The following is a 14,301-nucleotide window of genomic DNA, read 5'->3' as shown; positions in this document are numbered from 1 at the left end:
GGTGGGTGCACTCCCAACCTCGGCGGTTCGCCCCATGCCGTACCTGCTGCCTATGCTCCGATCATGTCCCTTCCATGCATCCCCGGCCCGTCCTGCCCGTGCACCGCCGCGTGGGTCGCGCGATGAGCCGTCCGTCGGGTTCGGGACGTGGGCGTCGACGTGGCGACCAGCGCCGTCCGCGGTCGCGTTCCAACCAAGGCCGATCGCTGGTCGGTCAGGAGTTCGAGGTCGAGATCGGTCCAGTCGCGCACGGCGGTCACTGCGTGGCTCGCCACGAGGGACGCGTGTTGTTCGTCCGGCACGCCTTGCCCGGCGAGCGCGTGATCGCGCGGGTGACCGACGGGGGAGACAAGTCGAGCTTTCTGCGGGCAGATGCCGTCCGGGTGCTCGAAGCATCGGACGAGCGAGTGGACGACGGGTGTCCGTTCGCCGGTCCGGGCAAGTGTGGCGGGTGCGACTGGCAGCACACGACCGCCGCCTATCAGCGCGATCTGAAGACCGCCGTGGTGCGCGAACAGTTGCAGCGGCTGGCCGGCATCGAATGGAACGGTCAGGTGCAGGCCGTGCCGGGTGACGACGACGGTGCCGGCTGGCGCACCCGGGTCGAGTTCACGATCAGCGGGGGAGGGCGTCTCGGCCTGCGTGGCCACCGCTCGCACGACATCATCAAGATCGACAACTGCCGGATCGCGCACCCGCTGATCGGTCAGGTCGGTCTCTACGAGGAGCGTTTCAAGCCCGGTCTGTCGGGTCTCGACGTCGCGGTGACCTCTGAGAACGAAGTGATTGCAGTCGAGTTGCCGCTGGAGTCGGGGGACGAGATTCCGGTGCTGGGCGAGGTGGTCGCGGCGAACGGACGCGAACACGAGTTCGAGGTGAGCGCGCGCGGCTTCTGGCAGATCCACCCGGGGGCCACCACGACCTTCGTCGAGCACGTGCTGTCGAAGTTGGCGCCGGTCGAGGGCGAGAAGGTGCTCGATCTGTACTGCGGTGTGGGCCTGTTCTCCGCGTTCTTCGCAGATGTCGTCGGTGCGCCGAACGTCCTCGGTGTCGAGGGCTCGGAGCCGGCCGTGGAGCAGGCGCACGCGAACGTCCCCGGCGCGAGTTTCATCGTCGGTGACGTGCGAGAGCAGTTGGACTTCCTGGAGGCCGAGGCCGATCTGGTCGTGCTCGACCCGCCACGCACGGGCGCGGGGCGTGAGGTCATCGAAGCCATCGCAGCCCGTGCGCCGCGGGCTGTCGCGTACGTCGCGTGCGATCCCGCAGCGTTGGCGCGCGACCTGGCGTACGCGTCCGAGGTCGGTTACGCGCCGACCTCGATCGAGGCGTTCGATGCCTTTCCCATGACCCATCACGTCGAGACGATCGCGATCCTCGAAGCGCGGTGAGACCGGGTCGGGCGCTCACGAGGATCTTGCCCGGCAGGGGCGTGTCGCGCGGTCGAACGGTGTTGAATCGGAGCAGGCACACCACGCGCGTGAGTTAGGTGAACCTTCGTGATTCCGCGCCGATCCGGTGTGATTGGATTATCTTGACGTCAAGATAATCGGGCTGTTGCCCGTGACAGCCAGACCGATGCGATGAAGGAGTTGGCGTGAGCACCAACAGTTTTGGGGCCAAGGGCACCCTCGAGGTAGGGGATCAGTCCTACGAGATCTACCGGTTGAACACGGTCGAGGGCAGCAACAACCTCCCGTTCAGCCTCAAGGTGCTGCTGGAGAACCTGCTGCGCACCGAGGACGGCGCGAACATCACCAAGGAGCACATCAACGCGCTCGGTCAGTGGGACGAGAACGCCGAGCCCGACACCGAGATCCAGTTCACGCCGGCACGCGTGATCATGCAGGACTTCACCGGCGTGCCCTGTGTCGTAGACCTCGCCACCATGCGTGAGGCCGTCGCCGAGCTCGGTGGCGACGCGAAGAAGATCAACCCGCTCGCGCCGGCCGAGATGGTCATCGACCACTCGGTGATCATCGACGTCGCCGGCCGCCCCGACGCGTTCGAGAAGAACGTCGAGATCGAGTACGGCCGCAACAAGGAGCGCTACCAGTTCCTGCGCTGGGGTCAGACCGCGTTCGACGACTTCAAGGTCGTGCCCCCGGGCACCGGCATCGTCCACCAGGTCAACATCGAGCACCTGGCCCGTACCGTGATGGTGCGCGACGGCGTCGCCTACCCCGACTCCTGCGTCGGCACCGACAGCCACACCACGATGGTCAACGGCCTGGGCGTGCTCGGCTGGGGCGTCGGTGGCATCGAGGCCGAGGCCGCGATGCTCGGCCAGCCGGTTTCGATGCTCATCCCGCGCGTCGTCGGCTTCAAGCTCAGCGGCGAGATTCCCGCCGGTGCGACCGCGACCGACGTCGTCCTCACGATCACCCAGATGCTGCGCCAGCACGGCGTAGTGGGCAAGTTCGTCGAGTTCTACGGCGACGGTGTCGGCGCCGTGCCGCTGGCCAACCGCGCCACCATCGGCAACATGAGCCCCGAGTTCGGTTCAACCTGTGCGATCTTCCCGATCGACGAGGTCACGCTGGACTACCTGCGCCTGACCGGCCGCAGCGACGAGCAGGTCGCGCTCGTCGAGGCGTACACCAAGGAGCAGGGTCTGTGGCACGACCCGTCGCACGAGCCGCGCTACTCGGAGTACCTCGAACTCGACCTGTCGACCGTCGTTCCCTCGATCGCCGGCCCGAAGCGTCCCCAGGACCGCATCGTGGTCTCGGAGGCCAAGGAGCAGTTCAAGCTCGACATCAAGAACTACGGCGTCGATGGTGACCTGCGCTCCGCGTCCGTCAACAAGGAGGGCGACACCTTTGAGCTGAAGGACGGCGCGGTCGTGATCGCGTCGATCACCTCGTGCACCAACACCTCGAACCCCTCGGTGATGATGGGCGCCGCCCTGCTGGCGAAGAAGGCCGTCGAGAAGGGTCTGACGGTGCCGCCGTGGGTCAAGACCTCGATGGCCCCCGGTTCGCAGGTCGTCACCGGCTACTACGAGAACGCCGGACTCTGGCCCTACCTGGAGAAGCTCGGCTTCCACCTGGTGGGTTACGGCTGCACGACCTGCATCGGTAACTCCGGTCCGCTGGCCGACGAGATCTCGGCGTCGATCAACGAGAACGACCTCTCGGTCGTTTCGGTGCTGTCGGGTAACCGCAACTTCGAGGGCCGCATCAACCCCGACGTGAAGATGAACTACCTGGCCTCGCCGCCGCTGGTCATCGCTTACGCGCTCGCCGGCACGATGGACTTCGACTTCGACACCGACGCGCTGGGCAAGGACGCCGAGGGCAACGAGGTGTTCCTCAAGGACATCTGGCCCGACCCGGCCGAGGTGGAGTCGACCATCGCCCAGGCGATCAGCAAGGAACTGTTCGTCAAGGACTACGCCGACGTGTTCGCCGGCGACGAGCGCTGGAAGTCGCTGCCGACTCCCGAGGGCGACACCTTCGAGTGGGACGGCGAGTCGACCTACGTCCGCAAGCCCCCGTACTTCGAGGGCATGAAGCTGGAGACCACTCCCGTCGAGGACATCTCCGGTGCTCGCGTGCTGGCCAAGTTGGGCGACTCGGTCACCACCGACCACATCAGCCCGGCCGGCGCGATCAAGGCCGACAGCCCGGCCGGTCGCTACCTGAACGAGCACGGTGTGGAACGCAAGGACTTCAACTCCTACGGCTCGCGTCGCGGTAACCACGAGGTGATGGTGCGCGGCACGTTCGCGAACATCCGCCTGAAGAACCAGCTGCTGGACGGTGTCGAGGGTGGCTTCACCCGCGACTTCACCGCCGGTGGCGAGCAGGCCGCGATCTACGACGCCGCCGAGAACTACGCCAAGGAGGGCACCCCGCTGGTGATCCTCGGTGGCAAGGAGTACGGCTCGGGCTCCTCGCGTGACTGGGCCGCCAAGGGCACCCGTCTGCTGGGCGTCAAGGCCGTGATCACCGAGTCGTTCGAGCGTATCCACCGCTCCAACCTCATCGGCATGGGCGTGCTGCCGTTGCAGTTCCCGAAGGGTCAGTCGACCGACTCGCTCGGCCTGGACGGCACGGAGACCTTCGACATCTCGGGCATCACCGAGCTCAACGAGGGCAAGACCCCCAAGACGGTCCACGTCACCGCCACCAAGGAAGGCGGCGACACGGTCGAGTTCGACGCGGTCGTCCGCATCGACACCCCGGGTGAGGCGGAGTACTTCCGCAACGACGGCATCCTGCAGTACGTCCTTCGCAGCCTGGTCAAGTGATTCGCCTGTAACGCAAGGCAGTACGAAGCCCCGGTCCGTTTCGGACCGGGGCTTCGTGCCGTTCGTCGCCGATGGCCTCGAGCAGGTTGCGGCCGACGATGGTGTAGTCGGTGTCATCACCCTGGCGGGCGGGCAAGCCTGTGTGCTTGCGTCCTGCGGGTTGGATCGCACAACGAGCCGGGGCCTCAGGTGTAGAGGCAGAATGGATGGCCGGCGGGGTCGAGAAGTACCCGCACGTTGTCCTGCGGCTGGTGGTCGATTCAAGGCGAAAGAATAGGCGTGCCCGCCACGTCCAGGTGGCGGGCACGCATCATTCTCAGCGCGAGCGCTTCACAGCAGCACTCCACCGAACACGAAGCCGAGCGCGACCGAGAACGCGATCGCCAGGACGCCCGGCAGCAGGAACGGGTGGTTGAAGACCGCCTTTCCGATGCGGGTTGTGCCGGTGTCGTCCATTTCCACGGCGGCCAACAGGGTCGGGTAGGTCGGCAGCACGAACAGTGCCGATACCGCGGCGAAGGACGCGATGGCGGCGACGGGGGACACGCCGAGGGCGAGGGCGGTCGGCATCAGTGCCTTGGTGGTGGCCGCCTGGCTGTACAGCAGGCATGCGGCGAAGAACAGCACGACGGCGAGCGTCCACGGGTGATCGCGCAACAGGTCGCCGGCCGCCGACTTGATCTCGGCCTCGTGGGCACCGACGAAGGTGGCCCCGAGCCAGGCGACACCGAGGACGCAGATGCACGCGCTCATGCCCGACTTGAAGGTCGACGCGGAGAGAATCTGCGAGGTGTCGACCGCGCAGAACGCGACGATCGTGGTGGCGATGGTGAGCATGAACGCGATGATGGCCGCGTCGCGCGTCATCGGCGGGTCGGAGATGAGTCCGACCTTGTCGCTGATGGCGGTGGCGTAGGCCATCACGGCCACCAGTCCAGTGAGGAAGATCGCGACGGACAGCTTCGCCCGGGGCTTCAGGACGATCTCGGTGTGTCCGCGCATGTCGACCGTTCCGGCCGCCAGCCGGCGCTGGAACTCGGGATCGTCGGTGAGCGCGCTGTGCTTGCTCATGCGATCCCACAGGTAGATGCACAGCGCGGCCAACATCGAGCCGATGAAGGTCGAGGGGATCACGACCGCGAGCAGTTGCAGGTAGTCGACACCCTGCTTCTCAAGCACGGAGGAGAAGAACACCACTGCGGCCGAGATGGGCGATGCGGTGATCGCGATCTGCGAGGCGACGACGGCGATCGACAACGGCCGGGCCGGCTTGATGTTGCTTTCCTTCGCCACCTCGGTGATGACCGGCATGGTGGAGAACGCGGTGTGTCCGGTGCCGGCCATGAAGGTCATCAGATAGGTGATGACCGGCGCGAGGAAGATCAGGTGGCGTGGATTGCGGCGCAGCACCTTCTCGGCGACGCTGACCAGGTAGTCCATGCCTCCGGCGACCTGCATCGCCGCGATCGCTGCGATGACCGCCGCGATGATCGAGATGACGTCGAGCGGCATGTCGCCCGGTTCGACGCCCAGCAGGGCCAGGACGAGCACACCGAGGCCACCGGTGAAACCGATCGCGATGCCGCCGAGGCGGGCGCCGAGGAAGATCGCAGCGAGAACGACGAGGAGTTCGACCCAGATCATCGCGCGGCCTTCGGTTCGTCTTGTTCGGCGAGCGTGGTGATGTCGCGGGGATGCATCAGGTTCTGCGGCGACAGGACGGTGTCCAGCACCGTCTGATCCAGCAGCCCCATCTCGAGCACGACCTCGCGGACGCTGCGTCCCGACCGGGCGCACTCCTTGCCGACCAGGTCGCCGTTGTGGTGACCGATGAGGTCGTTGAGGTAGGTGACGATGCCGATGGAGTTCATGACGTAGTCACGGCAGGTGTCCGGGTTGGCGGTGATGCCCGAAACACACTTGGTGCTCAGAGTGGTGCACGCGTTGGTCATCAGCGAGATCGACTCGAACATGACCTGACCGATGACCGGCTCCATCACGTTGAGCTGTAGCTGGCCGGCCTCTGCGGCGAAGGTGAGTGTCACGTCGTTGCCGAAGACCTTGAAGCACACCTGGTTGACGACCTCGGGAATGACCGGGTTCACCTTCGCCGGCATGATCGAGGAGCCCGCCTGCATCTCCGGCAGGTTGATCTCGCCGAGTCCGGCACGGGGACCGGAGGACAGCAGCCGCAGGTCGTTGCAGATCTTCGACAGCTTGGAAGCCGTCCGCTTCACGGTGGCGTGGACCTGAACGTACGCCCCGCAGTCGCTGGTCGCCTCGATGAGGTTGGGCGCCAATGTGATGGGCAGCCCGCTGACTTCGGCCAACTTGGCGGTGACGACCTTCGGGTACCCCTTGGGGGTGTTGAGCCCGGTACCGATGGCTGTCGCGCCGAGGTTCACCTCGGCCAACAATTCCCTGGACGCCTCGAGCCGGTCGATCTCCTCGCGTAAGGTCGCGCAGAACGCGCGGAACTCATCGCCCAGGGTCATCGGGACGGCATCCTGCAACTGGGTACGCCCCATCTTGAGGACGTCGGCGAACTCCTCGCCCTTCGCCTCGCAGGTGTCGGCGAGCGTGCCCACGGCGTCGATGAGACCCTGCAGCGCGAAAAGGACGCCGATGCGGAAGCCGCTCGGATAGGCGTCGTTGGTCGACTGCGACCGGTTCACGTGGTCGTTCGGGTTGACGATGTCGTACCGGCCGCGTTCGTGTCCGAGGTGCTCGAGTGCGAGGTTGGCTAGCACTTCGTTGGTGTTCATGTTCACCGACGTGCCGGCGCCGCCCTGGAAGACGTCCACCGGGAACTGGTCCATGCACCGTCCCTGGTCGATGACCTGGTCGCACGCCCACTCGATGGCGTCCGCGATCTCGGGGGACAGGGCGCCGAGTTCAGCGTTCGCGCGCGCGGTGGCCTTCTTGACCATGACCATTCCGCGGATGAAGTCGGGGCAGTCATTGATCGTTGCTCCGCTGATACGGAAGTTCTCGATGGCGCGCAGGGTGTGCACACCGTAATAGGCGTCCCCGGGTACTTCACGACTACCGAGGAGGTCCTCCTCGATCCGAACCTGACTCATGGGTGCTTCAACTCCTTCGAAGACGGATCCGATCTGAATCCACTACACAGCGTAGTACTAGTGCGGATCGGAGCGCATCTCACGACCACCTGTTCGGGTGACTGGTCGGTCACACGATCGGTCACACGATCGGTCACCCGGCCGGTCTGCCGTGAAGACTGCGCAGGGCGCGCAGGAACGGCGGCCGGGCGTCCGGTCGTTGGAACCCCGGATCGCCTAGACTCGACTGACCCCCTGTGGAAGGAACGTGCACACCCGTGGGACTGCTTTCCGGCATTCACGCACCGGGCGACGTCAAGAACGTCCCGGTCGAGCAAATCGACGAACTCGCGCGGGAGATCCGCGATTTCCTGGTCGACTCGGTCTCCCGCACCGGCGGACACCTCGGCCCGAACCTCGGGGTCGTCGAGTTGTCGATCGCGCTGCACCGAGTGTTCGATTCACCGAGCGATTCGATCGTCTTCGACACCGGTCACCAGTCGTACGTCCACAAACTGCTCACCGGGCGGCACGACTTCTCCGACCTCAAGAAGCAGGGAGGTATCTCCGGCTACCCCTGTCGCGCGGAGTCCGAGCACGACATCGTCGAGAATTCGCACGCCAGCACGTCCCTGTCCTGGGCGCACGGCATCGCCAGGGCTCGCAAGCTCAAGGGCGAGGATCGCCACACCGTCGCGATCATCGGCGACGGGGCACTCACCGGCGGCATGGCCTGGGAAGCGCTCAACAACATCGCGGTCGACCGCGAACTCCCGCTCGTCATCGTGATCAATGACAACGAGCGGTCCTACGCCCCGACCATCGGCGGTCTTGCCGAACATCTCGCCACGCTACGCACCACCCGCCAGTACGAGCAGGTTCTCGACTGGGGCAAGGCGCGGCTACAGCAGACTCCCGTCGTCGGCAACGCGATGTACCAGTCGTTGCACGGCATGAAGAAGGGCATCAAGGATGTCCTCTCGCCGCAGCGTGGCATGTTCGAAGACCTCGGTCTGAAGTACGTGGGACCGGTCGACGGCCACGACGAGCAGGCTGTCGAACATGCGCTGGAGAAGGCAAAGACCTACGGCGGCCCATGCTTGGTGCACGTGATCACCCAGAAGGGCCGCGGCTACGCGCCGGCGGCCGAACACGAGGGCGATCAATGGCACGGCATCGGCAAGTTCAATCCCGAGACCGGGCTACCGTTCGAGGTGTCCGGGCGCATCTGGACCGATGAGTTCAGCGACGAGATGGTGCGCCTGGGAGCCCAACGCGACGACATCGTCGCCATCACCGCGGCGATGCTGATCCCGGTCGGCCTCGACCAGTTCGCCGCCAAGTACCCCGAGCGGGTCTTCGACGTCGGCATCGCCGAGCAGCACGCCGCCACGATGGCCGCCGGTCTCTCGTTCGGCGGCATGCACCCGGTCGTGGCGATCTACGCCACCTTCCTCAACCGCGCATTCGACCAGTTGCTCATGGACTGCGCGCTGCACAAGCAGGGCGTGACCTTCGTGCTCGACCGCGCCGGCATCACCGGCTCGGACGGCCCGTCGCACAACGGCATGTGGGACATGGCGATCTGCTCGATCGTGCCCGGGCTGCGCCTGGCCGCACCGCGCGACGGGGAGCAGGTCAAGGCGCAGCTGCGCGAGGCGGTCGAGGTCGACGATGCGCCGACGGTCATCCGCTTCCCGAAGGGCGACGTCGCGGAACCTCTCACTGCTGTTCGGCAGAACAATGGTCTCGACGTGCTGCACGACGCGTCCGCGCCGCAAGTATTGGTGGTGGCGGTCGGCTCGATGTGCGCGGCCGCGATCAGCGTCGCGGAAAAGCTTGAAGCACAAGGACATTCGACTTTGGTGATCGACCCGCGGTGGGTCATCCCCGTGAACGAAGCGATCGTCGAGCAAGCGCGGTCGGTTGAGCGCGTGGTCGTGATCGAGGACAACCTGGTTACTCACGGTGTCGGCGTCGCCGTCTCGCATGCGCTGCGATCCGCGGGTGTCGACGTGCCGGTTCACACCTACGGCATTCCGCATCGGTTCCTCGATCACGCGTCGCGCGGTCAGGTGCTGGAGTCGATCGGCCTGACGCCTGACGTCATCACGACCGACGTCCTGGCCCGTATCGCGTCCCACTGATCGTTGGGCGAGTACTTCACGACTGATCTGTGGTCCTCGCGCGACTGGTTGCGCGATGCGACGGCCTGGATCGACGACAACCTCGAACGCCGCGGTGTCACGCGCATACCCACGTCACCGCGGCAACCGCGCCTGCGCCCATGGTCGACCCTTCTCGTGGTCGATACCGATCACGGACGCGTGTGGTTCAAGGCATGCGCACCGCAGCAACGAGCCGAGGTGCCGGTGCTCGACGCACTCACCGACGTCGCGCCTGACCTCGTCCCTACGTTGTGGTCCGCCGATGCCGAGCGGGGTTGGTTGCTCGTGCCGGATCAGGGGCCGACCCTGCGCGACGTTGCCGACGCGCAGAACATCACGGGGCACCTCTCGGCGGTGCTTCGCCGATATGCCCGGGCGCAACGAGCGTCCGTCAAGGCGGTCGATGCGATGGCGGCGGCCGGCGTACCCACGCTCCGTCCCTGCGATCTGGTGCATGAGTGGACGAGTGAGGGCCTGGCCGCAGAGGCCACACCCGCGTTACGTGACGCCGCGGCGCGCCTCGACGCGGTCGGCCTGCCGACCACCGTCCAGCACGACGACCTGCATGCCGGCAATGTCTTTGTCGCCAACGCGGCCAGTGCCAGCATGCATGACTCACGCATTTTCGACTGGGGTGACACCTATCTCGGAAATCCGTTGTGCTCGTTGCTGATTCCGCTGCGTGGCCCGTCGCACCACTTCGATCTGCCCGCTGACCCAGAGCGCGACGCTCGCATGGTGCGGGCCTACCTGGCGTGCTGGTCGGACGTCGCGTCGTCGGCCGAATTGTCGAAGGTACTTCCCGACGCGCTGCTGCTGGCCCGGGTCGGTCGCATCATCGGGTGGCGCCGAGCGCTGGCGAATGCGACAGATGCCCAGAAGCGGCAGTGGTCGGACCACCCGATGCAATGGGTGAAGGAAGTCGTCGCAGCCGTACGGTCTGCACGCCGGCGATGAGGCGAGCCGCATCCGTGCTGGGTAGTGGTCGTCCAGTGGCCGCGAATCCCTCGATCGCGTGATTCATCCAGCGCTCCTCGGCCGCCACCCTAGGGTCACAGCATTTCTAGTGGTCGCGGTCCGCTCGGCGGCGGAAACGCACGGTCTAGAGCGTCCAAGTCTTCGCGGGTCAGCTCCACCTCCAGTGCTGTGGCGTTGTCGCGCACGTGTTGCGGGCTGCTCGCCTTGGGGATCGTGCAGAGCGAGTCGCGGCGCAGCACCCAGGCGAGGGCCGCCGCCGCGGGGCTGACGCTGTGACCGGCCGCGACGTCGTTCAACGTCGCGTCGTGAAGGATGCGGCCCTGCTCGATCGGCGAATACGCCATGACCGGCAGCTGGTGGTCGGCGCACCACGGCAGTAGGTCGTACTCCGGTCCTCGCCGCGACAGGTTGTACAGCACCTGATCCGTGGCCAGCCCGCCGCTGCCCGGCACGTCCCGGAGGTCGGCGAGGGCCAGGTGGTCGAAGTTGCTGACGCCCCAGTATCGGATTTTCCCGTCCGCGACGAGCTGTTCAAAGGCCGCGACGGTGTCCTGCAGCGGGTACCTGCCCTGCCAGTGCAGCAGGTAGAGGTCGATCCGATCGGTGCCCAGGCGTTTCAGGCTGCGTTCGCAGGCCGCGATCGTGCCGGAACGGGAGGCCTGGGACGGCCGGACCTTGCTGACCACGAACGCCTCGTCGCGGCGACCCGCCAATGCTTCACCGACCACCTCCTCCGCGCCGCCGTCGGCGTACATCTCGGCGGTGTCGACCAGTGTCATACCCAGCTCGAGGCCGGTGTGCAGCGCGGCGACCTCGTCGCCGCGTCGGCCGGGGTCCTCACCCCAGCCCCAGGTGCCCTGGCCCAGCACAGGGATGGACTCCCCGCTCGGTAGCGTTATCTGTCGCATCCGCGATCACTTCCTTGTTGTCCTGAGGTGGGAGGTGGGCTGAGATCCTCCAAGGGCCCGCGCGTCCCCGGCCGGTGCCGGCCTACTGCGTGGGTCATCGATCGAGTTGGAAGAGGGCCCGGACGCAGCCGTCCTGCTTGTTCTTGAACATCTCGTAGCCGTGGGGTCCTTGGTCCAGCGGCATGATGTGGGTGGCGAGGTGCTCGGTGGTGCCGGGTGTCGAGCCGGTAGTCAGCCCCGCCTGTGCCATGTGGCGTACCGGGCTGCTCACGAGCGGTTTCCGGCGCCGGTGGGCTGGGCGGCTTGGCGGAAGGCTAACACGATGGCGCAACAGAAGGCCGGGGTGTCATCGGGTGAGCGGCTGGTGACCAGGTTCCCGTCTCGGGCCACCTCTTGGTCCACCACGTTCGCGCTGTCGAGGCCCGCGGGCGGTAGCCGTCGCGTTGGGCCGAACGCGAGGCCGTACTCAGCGTCGACAATCGACCTGGCCGTTCAGGCCCACTGACCGCGTTCCTGCAGAACGGTTTTCAGCAGGTCGGCACGGTCGGAGATCAGGCCGTCGACGCCGAGGTCGAGCAAGTCGTGCATCTCCTCGGGGTCGTTGATCGTCCAGACATGCACCTGTACCCCGGTGCTGTGCGCCCGCTGCACCAGCGCTCTGGTCACCACGGTCACCCGACCATGGTGATGGGGGATCTGCAGAGCGTCTACCGGGCCGAGTGCTCGGCGCGCCAGCGGTGAGAACCCGGCCTTTGCGGCCAGCACAGCGGTGCGAGTCCGACTCTTGCCGGCCGAGGTCGCCACCGGTCTCGACAGTCGCTTGAGCACCTCGTGACGCGTGTGATCGTCGAACGACGCGACAAGGACGCGGTCGTGCGCCGCGTGCTTCTCGATCGTGTCGGCAAGGGTCTCAGCGGCGCTGATGTGCTTGCAGTCAATGTTCAGACGGAGGGCGGGCCAGGCATCCAGCACGTCGTCGAGGCGGGGCACGGGATGATCGCCGATTCGGGCGAGCTCGACCGTGCTCCAAGGCAATTCGCGGATCAGCCCCTGCGCATCGGTGACCCGGTCGAGGGTGTCGTCGTGGAAGGCGACCAGCGTGCCGTCCGACGTGACGTGCACATCAGTCTCGACATAGGCGAACCCCAGATCGACCGCCTGCTCGAAGGCAGCGAGGGTGTTCTCGTGGCCGTCGACCGAGAAGCCGCGATGCGCCATCGCGATCGGGGCCGGGTGATCGAAATACGCCGTACGTGCCATGAGGGCGCTGCTCAGTCGCGGAAGGACTCGATCTTCGCGCCGAGGTCGTTGAGGCGCTCGGCGAGCTCCTCGTAGCCACGGTTGATGACGTAGGTGTTGCGCAGCACCGAGGTGCCCGGTGCGGCGAGCATGCCCAGCAGGATGACGACTCCCGGACGCAGCGCCGGCGGGCACATGACCTCGGCCGCGCGCCAACGGGTCGGGCCCTCGATCAGCACGCGGTGCGGGTCCATCAGCTTGACCTTCGCGCCGAGCGCGTTGAGGTCGATCAGGTAGATCGCCCGGTTGTCGTACACCCAGTCGTGGATCGTGGTGCTGCCGGTCGCAGTCGCGGCGATGACGGCGAAGAACGGCAGGTTGTCGATATTGAGGCCGGGGAACGGCATCGGGTGGATTTTGTCCTTCGGCGCCACCAGATCGCTCGGGATCGTGGTGATGTCGACCAAACGGGTCTCACCGTTCTTCGACAGGTACTCCTGGCTCATCTCGTACTGGAAGCCCATGACCTCCAGCTGAGCCAGTTCCATCTCCATGAACTCGATCGGCACGCGCTTGACGGTGATCTGCGACTTGGTGACGATTGCGGCTGCGATGAGCGACATCGCCTCGATCGGGTCCTCGGACGGGTGGTACTCGACGTCCTTGTTGATCTCCTTGACGCCGGTGACGGTCAAGGTTGTCGTGCCGACGCCCTCGACCTCGACACCGAGTTCGCGCAGGAAGAAACAGAGGTCCTGAACCATGTAGTTCGGGCTGGCGTTGCGAATGATGGTCGTGCCCTCGTGGCGGGCGGCCGCGAACAGTGCGTTCTCGGTGACGGTGTCGCCGCGCTCGGTGAGCACGATGGCACGCTTGGGGCGCACCTCGCGGTCGACGGTCGCGTGGTAGTAACCGTGCGTCGCGACGACGTCGAGACCGAAGTGGCGCAGCGCGTGCAGGTGCGGCTCCACGGTGCGCTCACCGAGGTCGCAGCCGCCGGCGTTCGGCAGCTTGAACTTCTCGTACTCGTGCAGCAGCGGGCCGAGGAACATCAGGATCGTCCGGGTGCGGCGGGCAGCTGCCTCGTCCATCGAATCGAGGTCGATGGTGTCGCCCGGGACGATCTCCAGGTCGGAGCTGTTCGGCAGCCAGCGGGTCTTCACGCCGACCGAGTCGAGCACCTCGGTGATGCGGTTGACCTCTTCGATGCGCGCAAGGTTGCGCAGCGTCGTCTTCCCCTTGTTCAGCAGAGCCGCACACAGACACGCGACTGCGGCGTTCTTGCTGGTGCGTACGTCGATCTCACCTGAGAGCTGACGCCCGCCTTCGATGCGAAGGTTCAGGGGAGTGTTCGATGCCACGGTTACCACCTCGGTGTCGAGAGCCTGTCCGATCCGCGCGAGCGTCTCCAGACTCAAGTTCTGTTTGCCTTGTTCGATGCGCGCGACGGCGCTCTGACTGGTGTTCAAGGATGCTGCAAGTTCGTGCTGGGTCAGTTGTTTGTGGCGCCGCGCGTCGCGAATGATGCGGCCGACGCGTACCAGATAGTCCTCAGTCACCTCGCGAGCGTATCTCACATATGAGATATCGACGGGATGCAGAGCAGTTTGTCCAGCGTAACGCTGATCACCCCTTCGACACGAAAGGCCGCGTTGACTCACGCTAAATGCCCGCGTGGGTGGAGTCATTGACTC

The 14,301-nt window shown here is 66.0% G+C and carries 11 protein-coding genes; 4 read left to right on the top strand and 7 right to left on the bottom strand.

The features are described 5' to 3' along the window. Window positions 1–122: 122 nt before the first annotated feature. Window positions 123–1,388, top strand: a complete 1,266-nt coding sequence (locus MF407_RS08080; protein ID WP_239701974.1) for a TRAM domain-containing protein — start codon at window positions 123–125, stop codon at window positions 1,386–1,388. 206 nt (window positions 1,389–1,594) lie between these two features. After that, window positions 1,595–4,252 (top strand): aconitate hydratase AcnA, encoded by a 2,658-nt coding sequence (acnA, locus tag MF407_RS08075; RefSeq protein ID WP_129623977.1) that lies wholly within the window; start codon window positions 1,595–1,597, stop codon window positions 4,250–4,252. Window positions 4,253–4,582: 330 nt separating this feature from the next. Here the strand turns inward: acnA and MF407_RS08070 are convergent, their stop codons facing one another. Continuing rightward, on the bottom strand, window positions 4,583–5,896 hold the full coding sequence (locus tag MF407_RS08070) for an anaerobic C4-dicarboxylate transporter (protein WP_239701973.1): 1,314 nt from the start codon (window positions 5,894–5,896) through the stop codon (window positions 4,583–4,585). Continuing rightward, entirely contained in the window at window positions 5,893–7,335 is a 1,443-nt protein-coding gene (gene aspA, locus MF407_RS08065) for an aspartate ammonia-lyase (RefSeq protein WP_129623975.1), read from the bottom strand. Before aspA ends, MF407_RS08070 begins: the two co-directional genes overlap by 4 nt. Window positions 7,336–7,592: 257 nt before the next feature. Between aspA and dxs the strand changes: the two genes are divergently transcribed. Beyond that, window positions 7,593–9,461 (top strand): 1-deoxy-D-xylulose-5-phosphate synthase, encoded by a 1,869-nt coding sequence (gene dxs / locus MF407_RS08060; protein ID WP_129623974.1) that lies wholly within the window; start codon window positions 7,593–7,595, stop codon window positions 9,459–9,461. A 3-nt stretch (window positions 9,462–9,464) separates the two neighbouring features. Continuing rightward, complete coding sequence (locus MF407_RS08055; protein ID WP_129623973.1) at window positions 9,465–10,439, top strand: phosphotransferase; 975 nt, start codon at window positions 9,465–9,467, stop codon at window positions 10,437–10,439. A gap of 95 nt (window positions 10,440–10,534) precedes the next feature. On the opposite strand, the gene MF407_RS08050 is transcribed toward MF407_RS08055, so the two are convergent. From MF407_RS08050 to MF407_RS08030, 5 genes are all read right to left on the bottom strand, one after another. Next, window positions 10,535–11,368 carry an aldo/keto reductase gene (locus MF407_RS08050; protein WP_239701972.1) on the bottom strand — a complete coding sequence of 278 codons (834 nt, stop codon included), beginning with the start codon at window positions 11,366–11,368 and terminating at the stop codon, window positions 10,535–10,537. A gap of 94 nt (window positions 11,369–11,462) precedes the next feature. After that, window positions 11,463–11,639, bottom strand: a complete 177-nt coding sequence (locus tag MF407_RS08045) for a hypothetical protein (protein ID WP_239701971.1) — start codon at window positions 11,637–11,639, stop codon at window positions 11,463–11,465. Then, window positions 11,636–11,770 (bottom strand): hypothetical protein, encoded by a 135-nt coding sequence (locus MF407_RS08040; RefSeq protein ID WP_345770883.1) that lies wholly within the window; start codon window positions 11,768–11,770, stop codon window positions 11,636–11,638. Before MF407_RS08040 ends, MF407_RS08045 begins: the two co-directional genes overlap by 4 nt. 90 nt (window positions 11,771–11,860) lie before the next feature. After that, window positions 11,861–12,628, bottom strand: coding sequence for a glycerophosphodiester phosphodiesterase (locus tag MF407_RS08035; RefSeq protein ID WP_239701970.1), 768 nt, complete (start codon window positions 12,626–12,628; stop codon window positions 11,861–11,863). A gap of 11 nt (window positions 12,629–12,639) precedes the next feature. Beyond that, window positions 12,640–14,166, bottom strand: a complete 1,527-nt coding sequence (locus MF407_RS08030) for a UDP-N-acetylglucosamine 1-carboxyvinyltransferase (protein ID WP_239701969.1) — start codon at window positions 14,164–14,166, stop codon at window positions 12,640–12,642. Between the last annotated feature and the right edge of the window lie 135 nt (window positions 14,167–14,301).

Source organism: Yimella sp. NH-Cas1 (assembly GCF_022359705.1).
GTDB lineage: Bacteria > Actinomycetota > Actinomycetes > Actinomycetales > Dermatophilaceae > Yimella > Yimella lutea.
This window is presented reverse-complemented; position numbering and strand designations above follow the sequence as displayed.